The sequence below is a fragment of the Deinococcus phoenicis genome (assembly GCF_000599865.1).
Classification (GTDB): Bacteria; Deinococcota; Deinococci; order Deinococcales; family Deinococcaceae; genus Deinococcus; species Deinococcus phoenicis.
On record NZ_JHAC01000033.1, the window covers coordinates 75,945 to 98,106 of the forward strand.

Below are 22,162 nucleotides of genomic sequence, written 5' to 3' on the forward strand. Positions count from 1 at the left end.
GCCGTGCCGCGCCGCCTGCGCCCCGCCGTCCTGACCGCTGCTCTGCTGCTGCTGCTGGCCTTCGTCATCAACACCACGGGTGCCCTGCGGCTCTTCTACCCGCGTGCGGCGGCGGTGGTGGACAGCCTGCCCGCCGCCGCGCCCTACCACGCTGGGCAGCGCGTCCTGATCGTCTCGCCCCACCCCGACGACGAGACCCTGTGCTGCGCGGGCAGCATTCAGCAGGCGCAGGCGGCGGGTGCCCAGGTGTGGGTGGTGTGGCTGACCAGCGGCGACGGCTTCGAACTCGACGCGGTGGTGCTGGGCCGCTCGCCCCGGCCCAGCAGCGCGCAGCTCGCCGGGCTGGGCCAGCGCCGCATCGGGGAGGCCAGGCGCGCCATGCACGTCCTGAACGTGCCGCAAAGCCGCCTGATCTTTCTGGGGTATCCCGACGGCGGCCTGCTGCACCTCTTTCTGGAGCACTACGCCCAGCCGTTCACGTCCCGCTACACGCACGCCACCCATGTCCCGTATCCGCAGGCGCTCTCGCCCGGCGCGCCCTACACGGGCGAGAGCGTCGAGCACGACCTGCGCCGGGTCCTGGACCGCGTGCAGCCGGACGTGGTGCTGGCCCCCAGCACCCAGGACGCGCACCCCGACCACCGCGCCGCGAGCTATTTCGTCACGCGCCTGCTGGCCCAGCGCGGTGAGGCGGGCCGCCTGCGCTTCTGGATCGTGCACGGCGGCCTGGAATACCCGCTGCCCAAGGGACTGCACGAACGCTTTCCGCTGCTGATCCCGCCGCGTGGCCGCCACCTCGCCTGGGAGCGGCTCGACCTCACCCCCGAGCAGGAGGACGCCAAACTGAGCGCCCTGCGCGAACACCGCTCGCAGATGGACCTGATGAGCCGCTTCCTGCTCGCCTTCGTGCGCGAAAACGAACTCCTGACGCCCCAGCCCGCCCCCGACCGGCCCCTGCCCTGGCGGCCCGGCCCGCCTCCCGTGCCCGCCCCGGAGAGGTCGCCCGGACGCTGAGCCACGCGGCCCCGGACCTTTTGCAGACGGCGCGAGCGACCGGAATCCAGGTCACTCCGGCGGGCCGCCCAGCCTCCGCGTCATCACGAGGTGGATGGCCGGGCGGCCCAGCCAGGGCTGCCACAGCGCACTCTCGCGGGCGCTCCAGACGGTCAGGCCACGCCGCTCGTACAGCGCCACCGCCGAGCGGTTCTCCCGCGTGGTGGAGAGTTGCAGGCCCGGGACGCCCCGCGCTCTCAGCGCCCCCAGATAGGCGTCCAGCAGCGCCCCGCCCAGGCCCAGCCCCCGGCTTTCCGGCAGCAGGTTCAGGTGCAGGTGGGCCGGGTACTGCGCTTCCGGCGCGTGCAGCCCCGTGTACCGCACCAGCCGCAGCAGATAGGGCAGCGACCCCGGCAGCGCCGGATAGCCACCCCGCAGCGCCCGGGCGAGAATGCCCGGCAAGGTCCGCGCGAACGCCCGCCGGTACGTGCCCCAGTCCGGCGTGCCTACCACGTACCCCAGCAGCTCGCCCCCCCGCTCGGCGGCGAACCCGAACGGGGCACCCACGAAATAGGGCCGCACCCACAGGTCCCCGAACAGCCCCCGGTCCGGGAAGGAGCGCGTGGCCGGTGCCCCGAAGAACCCGGTGGCGTAGGCGACCCGCGCCACCTCCGCAAAGTCCGCCGCCCGCAGCGCCCGCACCGTGACGGCCTCTCCCGGCGGGAGGCGGGGCGGAAGCTGCGGACCGGTCGGCACCGGCTCAGCGTAGCAGCCCGCGGCCCCTGGGGAAGCGCTAGAGCGCTTGGGAGAATGAAGCCGTTGGAGCCGCTTTCCCTGGTTCACGCGCTGGCCTGGGCATCGTCGTGAACGGACGCGCATGAGCCAGCCTGCCCCGCTCGGTCATAAAGCAGGTCCCTTTCTGACCCCTGCTCTAGCGGTCCGCCGGGGCCTGCCGCAGCCTGCGCCAGCGCTGCCCCAGGATCAGGTACAGGCCCGCCACCCAGACCACCGACGCTGCGAAGCCCGCCAGCACGTCGCTGGGGTAATGCACGCCCAGATAATTGCGGCTCGCGCCCACGGCGAGCGCCCAGGCGATGCCCAGCACCGCGACCGGCCAGCGCCCCCGCGTATGCCAGAACACCAGCGCCAGCGCAAAGCCGAAGGCCATATTCGCCATCGCGTGGCCGCTGGGAAAGGAAAAGCCCGGCTCGACCAGCACCGCCCCCAGGTCCGTGGGGCGGGGCCGCTGGAAGATGACCTTCGCCAGCACGTTCAGCAGCGCCGCGCCCGCGACCGCCCCCGCCAGAAACCAGGCGTGCGCCCGCGCCCCGGCGCGCGCCAGCCCCAGCACCAGGGCCGCCGCCACCAGTGGCAGGACCCCCAGCCCACCCAGCACCGCGAGCGCCTCGCAGACGCGGGTCAGCCCCGGCGTGCGGTGCGCCGCGTACCACGCCAGAATCGTCCGGTCCCAGGTGAAGCCGCCCCCCCGGAACACGTCTTCGGTCAGGTCGGCCAGCAGCAGCAGCGGCACCAGCACGCCCAGCAGCAGCAGGGCCAGCTGTGTCCAGTGGCGTACGGGCAGCTCGGGCAGATCACGGTGCATCCCTCCACTGTAGGCAGGCCCGCCCGGAAACGCCGCACGGCAAACATTCAGAAATGCCTGCCCCACCCTGAGCCATTCGGCGCACCCGCCCTGCGCCGCCCTGCGGATGCCCCGGCGGGGCTGACCGGCGCACCATGGGGGCAGCCGGGAAGCGAGCGCGCCGAGCGGCGGAAAGGAAGCCCAGATGTACCTCGATCTCCAGCTCAACTGTGACCGTGCCCAGGCCCTGCGTGCCGAAGCCCAGCGCGACCGCGACGCCCGCGCGGCCCGGCCCGCACCGCCCGCCCAGCCCCGCCTCGCCGCCCTCCTGAGCGCCCTGCACCTGCGCCCCGTCCGGCCCGCATGACACCGGCCCGACCCACCTCAGATGAAGCGCCCCCTCAGTTTCAGAGGGGGCGCTTCACGTGGCTGACTAGGGCGGCGCTCCGTTGCGTTGCCGCGCGTCCTAGTGGATGACCACAGGCAAGGGCATCCTTATTTTTCTGGGAGGCCTTGCCCGTTCACCCCCTCCCGGCCTCCCCCCTCAAGGGGGAGGAGCAAAAGGAAATGCCTCCACATCGCTGTGGTCATCCACTAGGCGTCCACTCCACTGCGCGCCGCCCTTTTTGCGCTTCTCGCTTCGCTCGGAAAGGTTGCCAAAAGGCGGCAACCTTTCTGCGCCCCGCCCTAGGCCGGCGTGCGGCTGGCCCGCTGCATCAGGAAGTCTTTCACGCTCTGCGCGGCCCTGAGGTTCATGCCCGGCACCCGCGCGATCTGCTCGACCGGGGCGGCGGCCAGGTCCTCCAGGCTGGTGAACTGCTCCAGCAGCGCGTCCCGGCGCTTCTGCCCGATGCCCGGCAGGTCGTCGAACACGCTGCGGAGCATGTCCTGGCCGCGCAGTTTCCGGTGGTAGCTCACCGCGTAGTGGTGCACCTCGTCGCGCACGCCGATCAACACGCGCAGGGCCGGGTGCGCGTGCGGCAGCAGCAGCTCACGGTCCACGCCCACCTCGCTGCCCGTCTCCAGCCACCACTGCGCCCCGTATCTCCCCGGCAGGATGATCCGTTCCTCGCGCTTGGCCAGGCCCACCACCGGCACCCGCACGCCCGCCTCCTTCAACGCGTCGAGTGCGGCGTTCACCTGCCCGCGCCCGCCGTCGATCAGCACCAGGTCGGGGAGGGGCAGTTTGTCGGCCAGTGACCCGGTAAAGCGGCGCGAGATGGTCTGCTTCATCGCCGTGTAGTCGTCCGGGTGCTCCAGCCCCCGCACCTTGAAGCGGCGATGCTCGCCCCGCCGCGCGCGCCCGCCCTCGAACACCACCATCCCCGAGACGATGTTGGTGCCGAAGAGGTTGGAATTGTCGTAGCCCTCGATGCGCCAGGGCCGCTCGGGCAGCGCCAGCACCTCGCGCAGCGCGTCCAGGCCGGGATGGTCGCCCCGGCGCTCCAGCAGCGCCAGTTCGGACTCCAGGCCCGTCTGCGCGTTGCGCTGCGCCATGTCCACCAGGTCCACCTTGTCCCCGCGTTTGGGGGTGCGCATCTCCACCCTGCGCCCGGCCTTTTCACTCAGAAAGGCGCTCCAGACCGGCGCGTCCTCGAAGTCGGCGGGCAGCAGGATCAGCGGCGGCACGTGCGTCGCCTGGGTGTAGTAGTCCTGCACGAAGGCCTCGACAATTTCCCCCAGGTTGCTCTCGCCGCCCTCCGCGTCGGTCAGGAAGCGCTTGTCGCGGCCCACCACTCGCCCGCCGCGCAGCCGGAACAGCTGCACCATCGCGTACTCGCCCGCCTGCGCCGCGCCCAGAAAATCCAGCTCGGTCTCGTCGCTGACGTAAGCGTGCTGCTCGGTCCCGAACAGCTTCTCGACCGCCTGCACCCGGTCCCGCAGCCGGGCCGCCTGCTCGAAGTCCTGCCCGCGCGCGGCCCCCTGCATGTCGCCTTTCAGCCGGGCGATGACCGGGGCGGCGCGGCCTTCCAGCAGCGCCTTGACATCCTCGACGGTCCGTCCGTAGGCTTCCGGGTCCGCCGCGCCGATGCACGGCCCCAGGCAGCGGCCCATGTGGTAATTCAGGCACGGGCGCGGCTTTTTCTGAAGGGGCAACCCCGAGTTCTTGCGCAGCGGGAACATCGTGTCGATCAGGTGCTTGACCCGCCGCACCGCGCCCGCGTCCGGGTACGGCCCGTAATAACTCCCCCCGTCCTTCAGCACCCGCCGGGTGACCACCAGCATCGGAAAGGCCTCGTTCGTCAGCTTCAGGAACGGGTAGTGCTTGTCGTCCTTGAGCAACACGTTGTAGTGCGGGCGGTGCTGCTTGATCAGGTTGGCTTCCAGCACCAGCGCCTCGACCTCGTTGCGGGTAGTAATGAACTCCAGCTGGTCGGCCAGCGCCGTGAATTTGCCGCTCTTGCCGCCCGCCTTGAAATGCTGCGCCACCCGCGAGCGCAGGTTCACCGCCTTGCCGATATAAATCGGCGTCCCCCCCTTGCGGAAGAGGTACACGCCGGGCGAGGCGGGCAGCACGGGCAGATCGTCGAAATGCACGGCTCAGGATAGGACGGCGGGCGCGGCGGGACCGGATGGAACGTCACCAGCGCCGGCGGCCCGTGCCAGATACCGGCTCAGCGGGGGCCGCGCCCGCGCCGCCTGATAGGCCCCCACCGTCAGCAGGTGAAGCTCCGACGTGATCGCCACCCCCTGATACGTCTCCGCCAGCGTGCCCACCGGCACGAAGCCCGCCGCCCCCAGGAAGGGCAGCATCGCCCGGTTCGGCACGGGCCGCAACACGGTGGCCGCGCCGATCAGGTCGTGCCCGCGCAGGGCCAGTTCCAGCGTCGCCAGCGCCAGGCCGCCCGCGTGTGCCCGCGCCCCCGGCCGCACCGCCAGCTGGTCCACCAGCGCGAGCCGTTGCCCGGACAGCAGCGCCCCGGCGTCCACGTCCAGCCTCGCCCCCGCCAGCGTGTCCAGCACCCCGGCCGCGCGCAGCCAGGCGTCGTCCAGCGTCACGCTGAAGCCCTGCACGCCCGCCGGGCTGTCCAGCACCCGCACCCGGCCCGCTGCCACCAGCCGGGCATATTCCGTGAGACTCGACCCCAGCAGAAAGCCGCCGCTGCTCCCGGCGCGCAGCGGAAGCGCGGCCTTGATCTCCAGCACGGCGGGTACGTCCGCCAGGGTCGCCGCCCGGACGCGCATCAGTCCTCCCACCGCACGAAGAGGTGCGGGACCGGGTTGGGGCCGTCCCGGCGGAGGATGGTCGGGCCGCGCCACTGCTGCCACACGGCCCGCCAGAAGGGGAGCCGCTCGTTCACGGCCTGGTAGGCGGGCGGCAGTTCGGCGCGGCGTTCCTGCAAGGCGTACCAGGGAATATTTGGGTACATGTGGTGCGTGGCGTGTTCGTGAAAATCCAGCAGCAGCCACGACCAGAAGGGGTCGCGCCGCACGCTGCGGGTGTTGAAGCGCGCCTGCGGCCCGATGCTGGTGTGAAAGTGGAACATGTACATCAGCAGGGACCACACCCAGGCGAAGACCAGCATCGGGAACCCCAGCGCCAGCACCCACGCCCAGGTCCCGAATACGGCGGCGAACCCCACGTGAAAGGCCACGCACGCCAGAAACTGCCCCCAGGCCCGCCGCCGCTCCCGCGCGCCCCACTTGCGGAAGGCCGGACTCAGCCGCAGCGCCAGCCGCGTCGGCAGACACAGGAACACGACCACGCTCGCCACGCTGTGCAGGTAGAACCCGCCCGCGAACACGCCCAGCAGCCACAGCGTGTGGAAGTAGGCCCGCTTGAGCGGCGTGATCTCCCCGCGCGTCACGAACACGTCCAGCGCGCTGGTGTGCTCGTCCTTGCGGTTGAACCCGTGGTGAAAGTCGTGGACGCAGCGGTACACCGCCACCGGAATCAGGGTGGGCAGCGTCAGCCCCTGCCCCACCGCGTCGTTCCAGCCCAGGTGGCCGGGAATCAGCTTGCGGTGCGCCACCTCGTGCCCCACGATGTACATCCGCTGAAGCATCAGCCCCTGCATGACGGCCAGCCCCACCGCCAGCCCCGTGACCCACGGGCTGCCCCCCTGCCGCGAGAGCCACACGCCCAGCGCACACAGCGCCCCGGACAGCACCACCGTCTCGACCCCCACGCGCCACGCTTCCCGCGTGTGCCTGCGGGCGTTCACCTGGGTGCGGGTGCCCCTTTTGAGGACGGGTGGCCGTGTTCTCGTGGTCGTCATGCCTCCAGCCTAGCGGCTGTTTCAGGCAGTCGTTCAGGCAGTAGCCTGCCCGCATGCCCGCCGACCGCCTGTTCCTGCTTCGCCACGCCCGGACCGCCAGCAACGTCGCCCAGACCCTCGGCGCGGGCCACGACGACCCGCTCGACGCGGTGGGGGAGGCGCAGGCCCGCGCCGTCGCGGCCCACCTCGCGGCCCTGGACCTGTCCGCCCCGCGCGTGTATTCCAGTTCCTACCGCCGCGCCCGCCAGACCGCTGAAGCCGTCGCGGACGCCCTCGGCGTGGCCCCGGCAGTGCTCGACGGGGTGCAGGAGTTCCACACGGGAACATGGGCCGGCCGGCCCTACGCCCACCTGCACACCCATCTCCACGAGTGGCGGCACGAGGACGGCACCCCCGGCTTTCCGGGTGGTGAGAGCCTGGGCGGTGTCGCGGCACGTTTCCTCGCCGCCCTGGAAAGGACCACCGGGCTGGAGGGAACCCCGATCATTGTTTCGCACGGCGGCGCACTGTCGGCCGCACTGGCCCGCCTCCTGCGCGCCGACCCCGCGCAGAGCTGGCGCGAGGGGCGGTTTACCCACGGCAACACGGCGGTCACGGAACTACTGGCGGATCAGGGCCAGTGGCGTGCCTGCCGGGTCGCGGATAGCTCGCATCTGAATGACTAAAAAAGTCACGAATAGATCTATCGTGAATAGTTTCACTTAAGAGTCTACCGCTTCATCCCTCCAGAGCTTCAAGCGACCCTTGCGAGTCCAGATCGAGAGAGGAGAGCAACCTTATTGCTTCACAAGTGCAATTTAGACAGGCGTCAGCAATCCGATTGCCCGCACGCCTTCCACCGGTGCTACACTCAAGGTCATGTTCGAGGAGACCCAGGACCTGTTTGCCCAGCACATCCTCCTGACACCCGGCCCGACGCCGATCCACCCCCGGGCACAGCGGGCGCTGCAACGCGGGATGCTCGGGCACATGGACCCGGAGGTCTTCGCCCTGAACGGCGAGATCCAGCAGGGGCTGCGCGAGATGTACGGCACGGCCCCGGACACCTTCACGGCACTGCTGGCCGGAACCGGGAGCCTGGGCATGGAGGCGGGCTTCGCCAATCTGGTGGAACCCGGCGACGAGGTGCTGGTCTGCGTGAACGGGTCCTTCGGGGCGCGGATGGCGGAGATGGCGGGCCGCTACGGCGCGCGTGTCCGGCAGGTCACCGCGCCCCTGGGTGAGGCCATCAATCCCGCCGATGTGGCCGCCCAGCTCGGCGGCGCGGCCCTGGTCGCGGTGGTCCACGGCGAGACGAGCACCGGCGTGCTGAATCCGGTCCCCGAGATCGCGGAACTGGTGCGCCGGAGCGGCGCGCTGCTGACCGTGGACGCCGTGACGACCGCCGGGATGGAGCCGTTCCGGATGCGGGACTGGGGCATCGACTACGTGTACACCGGCGCGCAGAAGTGCCTCTCGGCCCCTCCCGGCCTCGCGCCGGTGGCGATCAGCGACCGTGCCCTGGCCCGCTACGCGGCGCGGCGCACGCCCACGCCCCTGTGGTACTGCGATTTCGGCGGCCTGCGCGACTACTGGGTGGACCACAGCTACCACCACACGGTCCCGGTGAATCTGCATTACGCCTTCCACGCTGCCCTGAACGCCGCCCTGGAAGAGGGCCTGGAAGCCCGCCGGACCCGCGTGGCGGAGCTGGGCCGGGCCATCGTGACGACCCTCGCGCCGCTGGGCTTTACCCCCTACGTCACGGATCCTGCCACACGCCTGCCCACCGTCCTGGCCCTGCGCCTGCCGCAAGGCTTCGACGACGCGGGCATCCGCAGGGCTTTGCGTGCCCGCGAGATCAGCGTGACGGGCGGTCTGGGGCCGACGGCGGGCCTGATCTGGCGACTGGGCCTGATGGGCGAGGCCGCGCGCCCCGCGCCCTACCGCGCCCTGATGGCCGCGCTGGAAGACCTGCTGGGCGAGCGCGGCCTGGTCCGCCGCTTCGAGGACGCCCTGAACGCCGTTCCGGCCTGAAAGGGGAGGGATGAACCTTCATTCACCCCTCTGACCCCGCCTACGCCATGCGCCCGGTGCGGATCACGTCCGCGATCACGGGCGGGAGGTTCCACGCCATGATGTCGAAGGCGGACGAGGCGTAGTCGTAGCTCACCTTGTGGAGCGCCACCTTGGGCTTGCGGCCCACGCAGTCCACCAGGGCCACGTCCGCGCCCGGCTCGTGGTTCAGGCTCAGGCCGACCGAGCCGGGGTCCACGAAGGTCGTGTCGCCGACTACCCGGACAAACGGCACATGCGAGCCGCCCACCACGATCACCCGCGCGCCCAGGGCCTCGGCCAGGGCTTCCAGCTCACGCTCGGGGGCCATCAGGTCCAGGCGCTGCTCGGGGGCGTGCGGAGAGCCGTGAAAGAACCGGACGCGCCCCACCGGCGTCATCAGCCGGCCTCCCGGGGGCAACCGGCGCAGAAACTCCATCTGCTCCGGGGACAGCACCTTGCGGGTCCAGCCCAGGACCTGATCGGCGACGCCGTGCCGTTCCGTGCCTCCGCCCAGCTCCAGCGCCACCCGGACGTCGCTGGACCCCAGGCCCGTCTGCCAGCCCTCGCGCCGCACGAAGTCGATCACCGGGCCGGGCGACGCGCCGTAGCCGACCAGATCGCCCACCACGATCACCCGGTTCACCACCTGTTCGGCCAGAAAACGCCTCACCGCAGTCAGGGCGTGGATATTGCCGTGCAGATCACTGATAAACGCCAGTCTCAAAGTGATCTCATCCTAATGCAAAGCCGGTGCGGCGCGGGCCGGATTCCCCCGACCGGGGGCCTCCCGGCCCGTATCATGGCGCGGTGCCGTCCCTGCCGCCCTTCCTGATCGCCGCGCTGCTCGGTGTCTTCCTGGCCGCCTGCGGGCTGCCCCTCCCCTGGAGCTTCCTGACGCCGCTGCCGCTCGCGTTGCTGCTGGCCTTTGTCGCGGGCGCGGGAACGCCCCGGCAGGCGGCGGGCCGGATGTGGTGGGCCGGCAGCGCCTACAGCGCCGTCCACCTGTGGTGGCTCACCGCCTTTCTGGGAAAGATTTTCCAGTTCGCGCCGATGGGTGTCCTGGCCCTGGCCCTGTACGCGCTGGAAGGCGCTTTCTTCGCCCTGACGGCGTATCTGGCCGCCCGGCTGGTCCGCACCCCGGAAGCGCGCGTCTGGGCACTGGCGGGCGGCTGGGTGATCCTCGAATGGCTGCGTTTCCTGGGGCCGCTCGCCTTCCCCTGGCCCACACTGGGTTACACCCTGCTTCCCACCCCCGCCATGCAGATCGCGGACCTGGGCGGCGTGCTGCTGGGAAGTGTGCTGATCACGGCCACCGCCGCCTCGTTCGTCAGCGTGCGCTGGGGCAGCCGCTGGCCGCACCGGCTGATCACTTTCGCGTGGCTGGCGGCCCTGGCCTACGGCATCACGCGCGTGCCGGGCAGCGGACCGGAGCAGCCTATGCTGGTGCTGCGGACCGACTTCGATTCCTTCGGGCGGGCCACCCGGCAACTCACGCCGGAGCAGCAGCTGGAAGTGCAGCGCCGGCTCAGCGCCTCCCGCACCCCCGGTGAGGTCGTCATCTGGAGCGAGACGGCCCTGACGGCGGCGGGGCTGCCGACCTTCCTGCCCGCCTTCCCCGGTCCCGGCATCAGCGGTCTGGGCACCCCCTACGGCGACGCGCCGCACCGCAACAGTGTGGTGGGCATCGCGGCCACCGGCCAGGTCACCGCCCGCAACGAGAAGGCCAAGCTGGTCCCCTTCGGCGAGTATTTCCCCCTCTACCAGCCGCTGCACGCCGCCTACCGGGTGATCGAGCAGGCCATCGGCTTCGAGCTTCCCGCCGTCGCCCCCGCCCGGAACGTCCAGCCTCTTGCGCTGAATGGTGTGCCGTACGGGGCCTACATCTGCTACGACAGCGTCTTTCCCTGGGTCGCCCGCACACTGGTGCGCCAGGGCGCGCAGGTGCTGGTCAACCCCAGCAACGACGGCTGGTATGACGGCTGGGGCGTGCAGCAGCACTTCATGATGGGGCGGGTCCGGGCCATTGAGACGCGGCGCTGGCTGGTCCGCAGCGTGAACAAGGGCATCGCCGGGTCGGTGGACGACCTCGGCCAGCCGGTGCGGACGCTCTCACGGGGTGAAGGTGCCCTGCACGTCCGTCCGCGGCTGCTGAGCGGCCAGACGGTCTACGTGCGGGTCGGGGACCTGCCCGCGCTGCTGCTGGCAGCGCTGATGCTCGTCTATGCCGTCCGGCTGGACCGCCGGGAGACCGTCCCGGAAGATGGCCGGTGAGTGGGGGAGAGGCCCCTCAGCTTTCCCCGCCCTCCGGCCCGGCCCGCAGGCGCTCCATCGCCTCCACCGCCTCGCGCCGCACGTCCACATCCATCTTGGCGTAGATGGCGCTGGTGGTGACCGAAGCATGCCCCAGCAGGTCGGCCACCACGTGCAGGTCGCGGGTGGCGCGGTACAGGTGCGTTCCCGCCGTGCGCCGCAGCGTGTGCAGGCCCCACATCTCAGGCGGGAGGCCCAGCTGGTGGTAGTAGGCGTGGGCGATATCGCGCGCCCCCTTGGTGGTCAGCCGTCCGCCCAGGTTCCGGCGGGTCAGGGACGTGAGCAGCGCACCTCCGGCCTGGTCCATCAGGGCCTGCCGGGAAGTCAGCCAGGCCCGCAGCGACGCGGTCAGGCCACCCGTCAGGGGGACCAGCCTCGTTTTCCCGCCCTTACCGCGCACTGTGAGCTGCCGCAAGTGCAGGTTGACATCCTCGACGTTCAGGCCCACGATTTCCGCCGCCCGCAGGCCGCCACTGCCGCCCAGTTCCAGCAGCACCCGGTCCCGGTTGGCGCGGAAGGTGTCGCCCTCGTGCAGGGTGTGCGGGAGCGTCAGCAGTTCCTGAAACTGGTCCATGGGAATGGCCCGCTTTCGACCGTGGGCCGGGTTGGTTTCGGCGGGGGGCCTGACGCCCGCACTGGGGTCACTTTTCAACACGCCCGCCCACACCAGAGCCTTCATCAGGTTGCGGACCCCGTACAGGTGCCGCTTGACGCTGCTGGCCGACAGCCCCTGCGCCTGCAATGCCAGCAACCAGACCTCGAAGTCCTCCGCCTCCAGTTGGTTCAGGGCGCGCACCGGCGCTTCGGGTGGCCCCGTGAAGGCCAGGAACCGCCGGGCCGACTCCGCGTAGTGACTCAGGGTGGCCGGGCTGGTCCGGCCCGCGCGGGACGACTTGAGCCGCATGTAGGTTTGCAGCAGGTCCGTCAGCACTTCCGCGTTCTGCTCGTGCGCCGCGCGCAGGCCCTCGCGGCGGCGGTTGGCGGCATTGGCCCAGCGGGAAGCGAGGACCAGGGCGTGACCACCGGGGGATGCCCCACTCAAAGCGTCGCCTTTTTAGGTTCCATAATTTCACTTATAGCACTTATAAGGTGTCGTTTGCCCATGCGTGCACTGGTTGCCGCTTGAGCAGTATCCCAGAGCAAAAGCACCTCGCCCGCAGAGCGCCCGCTTCATGAACAGTTCCGTCACCCGGCGCACCACAGTGAAAACCTTACTTACTCCCCTCATTCGCTCCGCTCAGGCTTGCGCCTACGGCCACAGTGCGCTCGACCTGTTCGGCTGCGCGGTGGCACTCAGAGCCTGGGCGACGTCGCCTGCGAGCTGTGTAACCTAACCGGCTCCCCGGTGCGTTCCAGTTCTGGCCGGAATCGCCACCCGTTTTCCCCCGACCTGAACCCCTCGGAAACATGCCGAGGCCCCTTCCTGGCCTTCCTGTGAGGCCACCAGAAAAAGCCTGATTCAGACAGCAAAAAGGGAGCAGCCGGCAGAGACGGCGCGACCTGCTCCCTTTCATCCCCCGGTCAGGTGTCCAGATCGGCCTTCCTGGCCGGCGTCAGGAAACGGATGGCTCCGGGCAGGATGCGGGCGGTGAAGGGCGTGGTTTCCACGTGCAGTTCACCGTCGTACTGGAGGGGAAAGGGATCGTCGGCGTCCACGGTGACGGTGCGGGCCTCCAGCGTTTCCAGATTGCCGCTGAACAGCGGATCACCGAGGTTCAGTTTGGCGCGGACCGAGTCGATCAGGTTGGGCACCAGACGCAGGATGTTGCCGGCCTTGAGCAGCACGACGGTGAAGCGGCCGTCGCTGGGGCTGATGTCACTGGTGATGGGGAGGCGGTAATTGGCCATACCGAAGTTGGCGACCATCACGCCGATGCCCTCGAAGGTGCGCTTCTGGCCGTCGATATCCAGGTGAAAGGTGGTCTTCTTGGGGTTGAGCTGCTTCATGGCGCTCATGACGTAGGCCATCGCGCCGAACCGCTCCTTGAGGTCCTCGGAGTCGCGGATCATGGCCGCGTCGGCCCCCGCACCCGCGAGCATGGCGAAGCCGTTCTTCTCGCCCTGCACCTCGACCTCGCCCAGATCGACCCGGACGGAGTGGCCGTCCTCGACGATGCGGGCGAGGTCCGAGGGGTCGCGGGGCAGGTCCAGATTCTGCGCGATCAGGTTGGCCGTTCCTGCCGGGTAGGCGAGCAGGGGCACATTCTGGTAGCGGGCGGCGTAGGCCAGGCTGCTGACGGTGCCGTCGCCCCCGGCCCCGACCAGATAGTCGTGGCTTTTCAGGTCGCTGAGATACTCGGTCATGGCCGTTTCGGGCTGGAGTTCGCGTTCGGTGACCTGCGCGCCCGCCTCCTGAAGCCGCTGCACGAACTCCGGCAGGGTGCTTTCACCGTGGCCGCTTTTGGGATTGAAGACGATCAGCACACGCTTGCCTTGCAGACGCGGGTCGGGGGGAGTGGTCGCGGTGGGGGCGCCGCCGGGGGGGGGAGTTTGACCCGTCATGACGCGCTCATTAGACTGCCTGCACGGAGGCTACTGCTATGGTGCGTTTCTTCTTTGCTTCTTTACTGTTCATGGGTGCCCTGGCCTCCTGCGCGCCGCGTCAGCAGGCGGCTCCCGGCGTCACCGTCACGCCCCTGCTGGTCAAGGTCTCGGAACCGGCGGCGCGGGGCGGCACCCTGACCATCCAGGGCCGGTACCTCGGTGGCCCGGCGACGGGCCGCGTCCGGCTCGGGGCTGACATGTCCGGGGCCGGGGGCTATGTGTTTCCCGCCAGCGCCGTGCGGTCCTGGACCGACAGCGAGATCGTCCTGGCCATTCCCGACAACGCGCCCGTCGGGGGATCGTGGCTGTTCGTGGAAGTCGGCGGGATGACCTCCACCGGCCTGCCCTACAGCGTCCGGTAGGCGGCCCCCGTTCTCACAAGGAAGGGCGGTCCGCTGGCGGTGGGCCGCCCTCTCCCCTGTTCCGCTGGCGGCTGGCCGCGGGCCGCCGGCTGCTACACTCCCAGGGTTATGGCGTTACAGCGCCCCAAGGGCACCCAGGACCACCTGCCGGACGGCAGTCCGAAACTTTCCAGGGACGTGCAGGCGTCCGCCTTCGCCTTCGTGCAGGACACGGCCCGGCGTGTGCTGGAGCGGGCGGGCGCGCAGTTCATCGGCACGCCGCTCTTCGAGGAGGCCGAACTCGTCCGGCGCGGCGTGGGCGGCTCGACCGACATCGTGCGCAAGGAGATGTTCACGGTGTACTACTTCGGCGACCACGGCGGGTACGTGCTGCGCCCCGAAGGCACCGCTAGCATCGTCCGCGCCTACCTCCAGAACGGGTTGAAGCAGCTTCCCGCGCCGCTGAAACTCTGGACCCACGGGCCGATGTTCCGCGCCGAGAACGTGCAGAAAGGCCGCCTGCGCCAGTTTCACCAGGTCGATTACGAGGTGCTGGGGTCCACGGACCCGCTGGTGGACGCCGAGGCGATCTGGCTGATGTGGGCGGTCGTGCGCGAACTGGGTCTGACGGGCGTGCGCGTGAAGCTCGGCTCCATCGGCGACCCCGAAGACCGTGAGGCGTACAACAGCTACTTGCGCGAACTGTTTACGCCACACGAGGGGCGGCTCTCCGACGACAGCAAAGACCGCCTGACCCGCAACCCGATGCGGATTCTCGATTCCAAGAGCGCGGAGGACCAGGCGCTGATCCGCGAGCTGAACGTGAACCCGATGCTGGACTTCCTGGGCGAGGCTGCGCGGGCACATTTCGCGGCGGTGCAGGCCCACCTGACGGCCTGGGGCGTGCCGTTCGACCTCGACCCCAGCATCGTGCGCGGGCTTGACTATTACCGGCGCACGGCCTGGGAACTGCACCACACCCAGGTGGGCGCGAAGTCGGCGCTGGGTGGGGGCGGGCGGTATGACGGGCTGGCGGCGCAACTGGGCGGGCCGGAAGTCCCCGGCATCGGCTGGGCCTTCGGCATCGAGCGGCTGCTGCTGGCGCTGGAGGCGGAGGGTGTGGCCCTGCCCGGGCAGGCCGGACCGCTGCTGTTCCTGGCCGCGCTGGACGAGGAGAACGTCGGGCTGGCCGCGCGGCTGGCCCTCCAGGGCCGGGCCGTCGCCCGCGTGGAGTTCGCCTACCGCGCCCTCAAGCCGGGCAATGCCTTCAAGGAGGCCGACCGCCGCCGCGCCCGCTACGCCGCCGTCATCGGCAGCAATGAGGCGGCGCGCGGAGTGTTGAACGTCAAGAACCTCGCGTCGGGCGAACAGCGGGAAGTGCCGCTGGAAGCCCTGAAGACCTTTCTGGAACAGGCAGAACTGGAGCAAGCATGAAACGCACCTCGTATATCGGAGAGCTGGGCCAGGCGCAGGTCGGGACCACCGTCACCCTGCAAGGCTGGGTCAACCGCCGCCGCGACCTGGGCGGCCTGATCTTCCTGGAGCTGCGCGACCGTTCGGGCACCGTGCAGGTGCAGGTGGAGCCGGATTCTGCGGCCTTTGCCGCCGCCGACACGCTGCGCGCCGAGTACGTCGTGGAGGTCGAAGGCCGCTTCCAGGCCCGGCCCGAGGGGCAGCGCAAGGGCGGCCTGGCGGACTTTGAAGTGATCGCCTCGCGCGTGACCGTGCTGAACGCGGCCAGAACGCCGCCCTTCGAGCTGGAAAAGGGGGAGCAGGTCGCCGAGGACATCCGCCTGAAGTACCGCTACCTCGACCTGCGCCGCCCGGAGATGCAGCGCCAGCTGATGCTGCGCAGCAAGGCGGTGGCGGCGGTGACGGCCTTTCTGGACGCCGAAGGCTTCGTGCAGGTCGAGACGCCGATGCTCACCAAGTCCACGCCGGAGGGCGCGCGCGACTTCCTGGTGCCTTCCAGGCTGAACCCCGGCGAGTTCTACGCGCTGCCGCAGTCGCCCCAGCTGTTCAAGCAGCTGCTGATGATCTCGGGCCTCGACCGGTATTACCAGCTGGCCCGCTGTTTCCGTGACGAGGACCTGCGCGCCGACCGCCAGCCCGACTTCACCCAGCTCGACATGGAAATGAGCTTCGTGACGCAGGAGGACGTGCTGGAGGTGCAGGAACGGCTGATGGCGCACGTGTTCCGCGTGGTGCTGGACACCGAGCTGCCCCTCCCCTTTCCGCGCCTGAGCTACCACGAGGCGATGGACCGCTACGGCTCCGATAAGCCGGACCTGCGCTTCGACCTGAGGTTCGTGGACGTGACCGACCTGTTCCGGGGCGGCGAGTTCGCGGCTTTTGCCGGTGCGGAAACGGTGAAGGTGCTGGCCGCGCCCGAGCTGACCCGCAAGCAGATCGACGAGCTGGAGCGGGTGGCGAAGCAGAACGGGGCGAAGGGGCTGGCCTGGGTCCGGCGTGAGGGTGACAGCTTCACCGGGGGCATCAGCAAATTCGTGGGGGGGCAGGCGGCGGCGTTGCTGGAGCGCAGCGGTGTCCAGCCGGGCGGCACGCTGCTGTTCGCGGCGGGCGACTGGAAAAAGGCCGTGACGGCGCTGGGGGCGGTGCGGCTGGCCCTGCGTGACCTTTTCAACCTGGCGGCGGACGGACCGCAGTTCCACGCCGCCTGGGTCCTGGACTTCCCGCAGCTCGAATGGGACGAGGATTCCGGGACCTGGACCTACATGCACCACCCCTTCACGGCTCCCCACCCGGAGGACATCCCGCTGTTCGGCACCGACCGGCAGGGCGAGATTCGCGCGCAGGCCTACGATCTGGTGCTCAACGGCTACGAGGTGGGCGGCGGCAGCATCCGCATCCACGACCCCGCCGTGCAGGCGCAGATGTTCCAGGCTATCGGCTTCAGCGAGGCGGAGGCCCAGGAGAAGTTCGGCTTCTTCCTCGACGCGTTGGAATACGGCACGCCCCCACATGGCGGCATCGCCTGGGGCTTCGACCGCCTGGTCATGGTAATGGCGGGCGCGGGCAGCATCCGCGAGGTGATCGCCTTCCCCAAGAACAACCGGGGCGTGGACCTGATGGCCCAGGCGCCCTCCCCTGTCGAGGACGCCCAGCTGGCCGAAGTGGGGGTGGTGGTGCGGGATCAGGAATAAGGAGGGGGGGAGGCGTTCTCCCCTTTTCTTCTGGGAACTCAAGTGAAAGTATTCACGATAAATCTGGTCGTGACTTTTTTAGTCACACGCCTGAAAATCAGGTTGCCAAAGCGTCTAGAATCCCGGGCAATGAACGACGCACATGCTCTCCGGGCCGTCCTGTTTGACCGTGACGATACGCTCGCCTCTACCGATCAGGGGGTCTACCGCGAGGCGGCGCAGTGGCTGGCCGGGCGCTTCGGCCTGGACGCCGCCGAGGCGGGGCGGGCGCTGGCCGCGCAGTGGCAGGAACAGGCGTCCGCGTGGTGGCACCTCAGAACGCATGAGGACGAGGCGGCGTTCTGGGCACGCTACGGCGAGGCGCTCAGCGCGCGGCTGGGGCTAGACGCGGCAGAGATCCCGCACCTGCTGGCGGCCTTTCCCTACGAGCGGTACATGAAACCGGTGGCCGGGGCGCGGGACGTGCTGACCGAGCTGCGTGCCCGGGGACTGAAGATCGGCGTGCTGAGCAACACGCTGCCGAGCATCGACCGGACGCTGGAGGCGCTGGGCCTGGCGGACTTGGTAGACGTGGCGGTGGCGACCTGCACGGTCGGCGTTCACAAACCGGAGCCGGGAGCATTCTACTTCGCGCTGGAACGGCTGGGGCTTCCGGCAGAGGCGGTGCTGTTCGTGGACGACAAGGCCGAGAACGTGGAGGCGGCGCGCGCCCTGGGCCTGCGGGCCGTACGGATCGACCTGCACGGGCAGGCGGCGGACGCCATTCACGATCTGCGGGCGGTGCTGGCGCTGGTGGGAGAACCGGTGACCGCTTGAGTGCCCCCTCTCCCCTGCTGGTGGACGGACACCTCGACCTGGCCTGGAACGCGGTCCGGGGCCGCGACCTCACCCTGGGGCTGGAGGCGCTGCGGTCCCGCGACCCGGTCACGGACGAGACGGCCACGGTCACGTTCGGAGAATTGAAGGCGGCGGGCACGCGGGTGTGCTTCGGCACGCTGTTCGCCCTGCCCCGCACGGCGGACAGCCCGCAGGGCTACACGGATCAGGCGGGGGCACGGATGCAGGCCCTCACGCAACTGGACCAGTACCGCCGCTGGGAGGGCGCGGGCCACGTCCGGCTGCTGCGCAGTGGGGCGGAGGTCACGGCCCACCTCGCCGCCGGGGAGGGGCCGCTGGGCGTGGTGCTGCTGATGGAGGGGGCGGACCCGCTGCGGGACCCGGGCGACCTGCCCTTCTGGGTGGGGGCGGGCGTGCGCGTGATCGGTCCGGCCTGGGGGCGGACGCGCTACGCGGGCGGCACGGAGGCTCCCGGTCCCCTGACGGACGCGGGCCGCGAGCTGGTCACGGCGATGCGGGACCTGAACGTGACGCTGGACGCCTCGCACCTCGACGACGCCTCGTTCTGGGAGGCTGCGGAGCTGGGAGCGCGCATGATCGCCACGCACGCGAACAGCCGTGCCCTGGTGCCCGGCAACCGGCACCTCAGCGGCGAGATGGCGCGGGCCGTCGCGGCAACGGGGGGCATCGTCGGGCTGGTCTTTCTGAGCACCTTTATCCGGGCGGGGTGGGACCGGACGCAGCCCCGCGCCGGGCTGGAGGACCTGGCCGCGCACGCCCGGCAGTACGCCGGGCAGGTGGGCTGGGCGCACCTCGGGCTGGGCACCGATCTGGACGGCGGTTTCGGGCGGGAGAAAGCCCCGGCGGGCGTGGAGCGCTACCGGGACGTGCCGCGGTTCCTGGACCTTTTGCCGGAAGACCACCGCGCCGGGGTGGCGGGCGGCAACTGGCGGCGCTGGCTGACCCGCTGGCTGTGAGGGAACACGCTAGCCTGGGGGCATGACGGCTTCTGCCCCCCCGGACCCCCGCACGCACGCCTTCGACTCCGCCGCCCGGCTGGCCGAGGAGGGCCTGCGCGGGCGGCTGGAGGGCGAGGGCTGGCGCTTTGTCACGCCACGTGCGGCACGGGCCGGGAATGCCCGCGTGAGCCTGCGCGCCCGCCCCGAGGCGCACGCCCCGCAGGTCACCGAGGCGTTGCCGGGCGAGGCCCTGGAGGTCGTCGCGCAGCGGGACGGCGGCTGGGCCTGGGTACGCACCCTGCACGACCGGTATCTGGGCTGGGCGCGGGCGGAGGCCCTGTTGCCGCAGGCTGCCAGAGGCGACTCCCTGCGGGTGACCGCGCTGCGTGCCCACGCCTTTGCCGGGCCGCAGGTCAGCCGCCCCATCCTGGCCGAACTGTGCGCGGGGGCCGTGCTGACCCGCGCGCCGGGCGAGATCGCCAGCGAGGGGGGCCGCCGCTGGGTGCCGGTGCAGTTGCCGGACGGGACGGGGGCCTGGGTGGGCGAGGGGGTCTTCTCGCCTGCTCCTGTCCTGGACGCGGCGGAATACGCGCTGCGCTTTCTGGACACCCCCTACGTGTGGGGCGGGCGCAGCGCGTGGGGGCTGGACTGCTCGGGGTTGACGCAGCTCGCCTACGCGGCGCGGGGGCGCGCCCTCCCACGGGACGCGGACCAGCAGCAGGCTTTCCTGTCCCCGGTCGCCACCCCGGAGCGCGGGGACCTCGCCTTTTTTCCCGGCCATGTGGGCGTCATGCTGGATGGGCGGCGGATGGTCCACGCCAACGCCACGCACCTGCGCGTGACGGTGGAGACGCTGGGCGAGGGCGAGTACGGCACGCGGCTGCTCGGCAGCCTGACGGGCTTCGGGCGGTGGACGGCGTGACGGTCCGCTGGGAAACGCTGGACCTGCACACGGCGCAGCCTTTCGGCATCGCGCGCTGGACGCACTCGACCTATCCGCGCACCTTCGTCACCTTCGAGCAGGGCGGCCTGACCGGGCGGGGTGAGGCAGCCCCGAACGCCTTTTACGGCGAGACGGGGGCCACGGTGGAAGCCGTGCTGCCGCTGCTGGCGGACGCCCTGACCGACGGCTGGGACTGGGACGGCCTGCACGAGCGGCTCCTGGCCCGGATGCCGCTGGGCCACCCCAGCGTGAAGTGCGCGCTGGAGATGGCGGCGGCCGAGTGGGCCGCGCGGGCGGCGGGCGTGCCGGTGTGGCGGCTGCTGGGGCTGTCGCCGTCCCCACTGCCCGAGAGCAGCTTCACGGTCAGTCTGGGGCCGCTGGAGGACATGCGGCGGCAGGCGCGGGAGGCCGCCGCGCGCGGGCAGGGCGTGCTGAAGGTGAAGCTGGGCACCGCGCAGGACGAACAGATCGTGGAGGCGCTGCGCGAGGAGGCCCCGGACGTCGCGCTGCGGGTGGACGCCAACGCCGCCTGGACCCGCCCGCAGGCCAAGCGGCTGCTGGCCGTGCTGGCGGTGGCCCGGGTGGAGCTGGTCGAGCAGCCGCTGGCGGCCGGGGATCTCGAGGGGCACGCGGAGTTGCGCCGCCTGGCCCGCGTGCCGCTGGTGGCGGACGAGAGCCTGCACCATGTCTCGGACGTGCCCGCGCTGGCGGAAGCTTTCGACGGCGTAAATCTCAAGCTCGCCAAGCTGGGCGGCCCCTTGCAGGCGCTGCGGGCGCTGCGGCTGGCCCGCGCCCACCGCATGCAGGTGATGATCGGCTGCATGATCGAGAGCAGCCTGGGCATCGCGGCGGCGGCCCACCTCGCGGGCCTGTGCGACTGGGCCGACCTCGACGGGGCGCTGCTGCTGGCGGACGACCCCTTCACGGGCCTGAGCTGGACGGCGGGCCGACTGGAACGCCCGGCCGGAACGGGGTGGGGGGTGGAGCGGCGGTGACGCCCACCGTCGCCATTCTCGGCTGTGGCAACCGGGGAGCCGACGTGTACGCCCGGCACCTGACGGCGCAGGGGGCGCGGGTCACGCACCTGGTGGACTCCCGCCCTGCCCGGCTGGCGGAGGTCGCGGCCCGGCTGGGCCTCGCGCCGGAGGTGTGTTTTCTGGACGAGGCCGCTTTTTTCGCGCTGGGCCGGGTGGCGGACGCCTTGGTGATCGCCACGCCCGACGACGCCCATGTGGAGCCGTGCGTGCGGGCGCTCTCTCTCGGGTACGACGTGCTGCTGGAAAAACCCGTCTGCCTGGCGGAAGCGGACCTGGGCCGGCTGCTCGCGGCGGAGGCGGCGTCGGCCGGGCGGGTGACGGTGTGTCACGTGCTGCGGGCGACGGCCTTTTTCCGGGCGGTGCGGGGGGTGCTGGACTCGGGCCGGCTGGGCCGGCTGGTCGGGATTCAGCACGTGGAGAACGTGGCGTACTGGCACTACGCGCATTCCTACGTGCGGGGCAACTGGGCGCAGTCGCCGCCCGCCGCCCCCTTCGTGCTGGCGAAAAGCGGCCACGACCTCGACCTGCTGCGCTGGTTCGCGGACGCGCCGCCCCTGCGGGTCAGCAGTGAGGGCCGCCTGAACCACTTCCGGCCTGAGGAGGCCCCACCGGGCGCCTCGGACCGCTGCGTGACCTGCCCGGTGCCGGACTGCCCGTATGACGCGCGGCGCATCTACGCCGGGCGCGACCCGGCCCACTGGCCGGTCACGGTGCTGACGGCGGGGGGTGTCTCCCTCGCGGACGCCCTGGCCCGGGGGCCTTACGGGCGCTGCGTGTACGGCGCGGGCAACACGGTCCCCGACCACCAAGCCGTCACCGTCACCTTTGCGAACGGCGTGACGGCCCAGCTGACCGTCAGCGCCTTCACGCACAACAACACGCGCACCCTCAAGCTGCTGGGCACCCACGGCGAACTGCGCGGCCACATGGAACGCGGCGAGATCGAGGTCCACGACTTCCGCACCGGCACGGCCGAGCGCCTGCGTGTGGACGCTAGTGGCAACCACGGCGGCGGCGACGAGGCGCTGGTCGCCGCCTGGCTGGCCTTTCTGAGGGGAGAAGCCGGGGTGCCCACGCCCCTGGCCGAGTCGCTCGACTCGCACCGGATGGCCTTTGCCGCCGAGCGGGCGCGGGCAAAGGGGACGGTGGAGCGGGTGTAGGGGCATTTTCTATATTGTAAGTGAAAGTACTCACG

At 70.8% G+C, this 22,162-nt stretch carries 21 protein-coding genes; 13 read left to right on the top strand and 8 right to left on the bottom strand.

The features are described from left to right. Window positions 1-3 precede the first annotated feature (3 nt). A complete protein-coding gene (locus tag DEIPH_RS11125; RefSeq protein ID WP_051517323.1) occupies window positions 4-1,014 on the top strand; it encodes a PIG-L deacetylase family protein in 1,011 nt (336 codons plus the stop codon). Between the two features lie 51 nt (window positions 1,015-1,065). Here DEIPH_RS11125 and DEIPH_RS11130 read toward each other — a convergent pair whose 3' ends face one another. Continuing rightward, window positions 1,066-1,749 (bottom strand): GNAT family N-acetyltransferase, encoded by a 684-nt coding sequence (locus DEIPH_RS11130; protein WP_235183230.1) that lies wholly within the window; start codon window positions 1,747-1,749, stop codon window positions 1,066-1,068. A 175-nt stretch (window positions 1,750-1,924) separates the two neighbouring features. Then, a complete protein-coding gene (locus DEIPH_RS11135; RefSeq protein WP_034357957.1) occupies window positions 1,925-2,596 on the bottom strand; it encodes a phosphatase PAP2 family protein in 672 nt (223 codons plus the stop codon). A gap of 184 nt (window positions 2,597-2,780) precedes the next feature. On the opposite strand from DEIPH_RS11135, the gene DEIPH_RS20195 reads away from it, so the two are divergent. Next, entirely contained in the window at window positions 2,781-2,942 is a 162-nt protein-coding gene (locus DEIPH_RS20195; protein ID WP_161636062.1) for a hypothetical protein, read from the top strand. A 320-nt stretch (window positions 2,943-3,262) separates the two neighbouring features. On the opposite strand, the gene uvrC is transcribed toward DEIPH_RS20195, so the two are convergent. The 3 genes from uvrC to DEIPH_RS11150 are packed head-to-tail and all read right to left on the bottom strand — an operon-like array spanning window position 3,263 to window position 6,795. Beyond that, the gene (uvrC, locus tag DEIPH_RS11140; protein ID WP_034357959.1) at window positions 3,263-5,113 is read right to left on the bottom strand and encodes an excinuclease ABC subunit UvrC; all 1,851 of its coding nucleotides are present in this window, start codon (window positions 5,111-5,113) and stop codon (window positions 3,263-3,265) included. A 3-nt stretch (window positions 5,114-5,116) separates the two neighbouring features. After that, window positions 5,117-5,761 (bottom strand): hypothetical protein, encoded by a 645-nt coding sequence (locus DEIPH_RS11145; protein ID WP_034357961.1) that lies wholly within the window; start codon window positions 5,759-5,761, stop codon window positions 5,117-5,119. Next, entirely contained in the window at window positions 5,761-6,795 is a 1,035-nt protein-coding gene (locus DEIPH_RS11150) for a fatty acid desaturase family protein (protein WP_081790883.1), read from the bottom strand. The genes DEIPH_RS11145 and DEIPH_RS11150 overlap by 1 nt, the downstream gene beginning before the upstream one ends. Window positions 6,796-6,848: 53 nt before the next feature. On the opposite strand from DEIPH_RS11150, the gene DEIPH_RS11155 reads away from it, so the two are divergent. Continuing rightward, a complete protein-coding gene (locus DEIPH_RS11155) occupies window positions 6,849-7,460 on the top strand; it encodes a histidine phosphatase family protein (RefSeq protein ID WP_051517325.1) in 612 nt (203 codons plus the stop codon). Window positions 7,461-7,653: 193 nt separating this feature from the next. Continuing rightward, window positions 7,654-8,811, top strand: coding sequence for an alanine--glyoxylate aminotransferase family protein (locus tag DEIPH_RS11160; protein WP_034357966.1), 1,158 nt, complete (start codon window positions 7,654-7,656; stop codon window positions 8,809-8,811). Between the two features lie 40 nt (window positions 8,812-8,851). Here DEIPH_RS11160 and DEIPH_RS11165 read toward each other — a convergent pair whose 3' ends face one another. Continuing rightward, a complete protein-coding gene (locus DEIPH_RS11165; RefSeq protein WP_034357968.1) occupies window positions 8,852-9,556 on the bottom strand; it encodes a metallophosphoesterase family protein in 705 nt (234 codons plus the stop codon). An 83-nt stretch (window positions 9,557-9,639) separates the two neighbouring features. Here DEIPH_RS11165 and lnt point away from each other — a divergent pair, with 83 nt between their 5' ends. After that, complete coding sequence (gene lnt, locus DEIPH_RS11170; RefSeq protein WP_034357971.1) at window positions 9,640-11,103, top strand: apolipoprotein N-acyltransferase; 1,464 nt, start codon at window positions 9,640-9,642, stop codon at window positions 11,101-11,103. Between the two features lie 16 nt (window positions 11,104-11,119). Here lnt and DEIPH_RS11175 read toward each other — a convergent pair whose 3' ends face one another. Both DEIPH_RS11175 and DEIPH_RS11180 read right to left on the bottom strand, forming a co-directional pair. Then, window positions 11,120-12,184 (bottom strand): tyrosine-type recombinase/integrase, encoded by a 1,065-nt coding sequence (locus tag DEIPH_RS11175; protein WP_051517326.1) that lies wholly within the window; start codon window positions 12,182-12,184, stop codon window positions 11,120-11,122. A gap of 479 nt (window positions 12,185-12,663) precedes the next feature. Beyond that, window positions 12,664-13,644: a diacylglycerol/lipid kinase family protein gene (locus DEIPH_RS11180; RefSeq protein ID WP_081790884.1), complete on the bottom strand. Its 981-nt coding sequence runs from the start codon at window positions 13,642-13,644 to the stop codon at window positions 12,664-12,666. Between the two features lie 38 nt (window positions 13,645-13,682). Between DEIPH_RS11180 and DEIPH_RS11185 the strand changes: the two genes are divergently transcribed. The 8 genes from DEIPH_RS11185 to DEIPH_RS11220 all read left to right on the top strand — a co-directional run bounded on the left by DEIPH_RS11185 (window position 13,683) and on the right by DEIPH_RS11220 (window position 22,127). Further along, entirely contained in the window at window positions 13,683-14,048 is a 366-nt protein-coding gene (locus DEIPH_RS11185; RefSeq protein WP_034357973.1) for an IPT/TIG domain-containing protein, read from the top strand. Window positions 14,049-14,156: 108 nt separating this feature from the next. Further along, window positions 14,157-15,461 carry a histidine--tRNA ligase gene (gene hisS / locus DEIPH_RS11190; RefSeq protein WP_034357976.1) on the top strand — a complete coding sequence of 435 codons (1,305 nt, stop codon included), beginning with the start codon at window positions 14,157-14,159 and terminating at the stop codon, window positions 15,459-15,461. Next, complete coding sequence (gene aspS / locus DEIPH_RS11195; protein WP_034357979.1) at window positions 15,458-17,191, top strand: aspartate--tRNA ligase; 1,734 nt, start codon at window positions 15,458-15,460, stop codon at window positions 17,189-17,191. The genes hisS and aspS overlap by 4 nt, the downstream gene beginning before the upstream one ends. 129 nt (window positions 17,192-17,320) lie before the next feature. After that, window positions 17,321-18,007, top strand: coding sequence for an HAD family hydrolase (locus DEIPH_RS11200; protein ID WP_034357981.1), 687 nt, complete (start codon window positions 17,321-17,323; stop codon window positions 18,005-18,007). Beyond that, the gene (locus DEIPH_RS11205; protein WP_051517327.1) at window positions 18,004-19,005 is read left to right on the top strand and encodes a dipeptidase; all 1,002 of its coding nucleotides are present in this window, start codon (window positions 18,004-18,006) and stop codon (window positions 19,003-19,005) included. Before DEIPH_RS11200 ends, DEIPH_RS11205 begins: the two co-directional genes overlap by 4 nt. Before the next feature lie 22 nt (window positions 19,006-19,027). Further along, the gene (locus tag DEIPH_RS11210; protein ID WP_034357985.1) at window positions 19,028-19,909 is read left to right on the top strand and encodes a C40 family peptidase; all 882 of its coding nucleotides are present in this window, start codon (window positions 19,028-19,030) and stop codon (window positions 19,907-19,909) included. Continuing rightward, window positions 19,897-20,925 (top strand): dipeptide epimerase, encoded by a 1,029-nt coding sequence (locus DEIPH_RS11215; RefSeq protein ID WP_051517328.1) that lies wholly within the window; start codon window positions 19,897-19,899, stop codon window positions 20,923-20,925. Before DEIPH_RS11210 ends, DEIPH_RS11215 begins: the two co-directional genes overlap by 13 nt. Further along, complete coding sequence (locus DEIPH_RS11220; protein ID WP_034358163.1) at window positions 20,922-22,127, top strand: Gfo/Idh/MocA family protein; 1,206 nt, start codon at window positions 20,922-20,924, stop codon at window positions 22,125-22,127. Before DEIPH_RS11215 ends, DEIPH_RS11220 begins: the two co-directional genes overlap by 4 nt. Window positions 22,128-22,162: the final 35 nt, after the last annotated feature.

Coding starts and splice junctions, on each gene's coding strand:
- DEIPH_RS11135 (WP_034357957.1), bottom strand. CDS start 2,596: ATGCACCGTGATCTGCCCGAGCTGCCCGTACGCCACTGGACACAGCTG.
- DEIPH_RS20195 (WP_161636062.1), top strand. CDS start 2,781: ATGTACCTCGATCTCCAGCTCAACTGTGACCGTGCCCAGGCCCTGCGT.
- DEIPH_RS11145 (WP_034357961.1), bottom strand. CDS start 5,761: ATGCGCGTCCGGGCGGCGACCCTGGCGGACGTACCCGCCGTGCTGGAG.
- DEIPH_RS11150 (WP_081790883.1), bottom strand. CDS start 6,795: ATGACGACCACGAGAACACGGCCACCCGTCCTCAAAAGGGGCACCCGC.
- DEIPH_RS11155 (WP_051517325.1), top strand. CDS start 6,849: ATGCCCGCCGACCGCCTGTTCCTGCTTCGCCACGCCCGGACCGCCAGC.
- DEIPH_RS11160 (WP_034357966.1), top strand. CDS start 7,654: ATGTTCGAGGAGACCCAGGACCTGTTTGCCCAGCACATCCTCCTGACA.
- DEIPH_RS11180 (WP_081790884.1), bottom strand. CDS start 13,644: ATGACGGGTCAAACTCCCCCCCCCGGCGGCGCCCCCACCGCGACCACT.
- DEIPH_RS11185 (WP_034357973.1), top strand. CDS start 13,683: ATGGTGCGTTTCTTCTTTGCTTCTTTACTGTTCATGGGTGCCCTGGCC.
- hisS (WP_034357976.1), top strand. CDS start 14,157: ATGGCGTTACAGCGCCCCAAGGGCACCCAGGACCACCTGCCGGACGGC.
- aspS (WP_034357979.1), top strand. CDS start 15,458: ATGAAACGCACCTCGTATATCGGAGAGCTGGGCCAGGCGCAGGTCGGG.
- DEIPH_RS11200 (WP_034357981.1), top strand. CDS start 17,321: ATGAACGACGCACATGCTCTCCGGGCCGTCCTGTTTGACCGTGACGAT.
- DEIPH_RS11210 (WP_034357985.1), top strand. CDS start 19,028: ATGACGGCTTCTGCCCCCCCGGACCCCCGCACGCACGCCTTCGACTCC.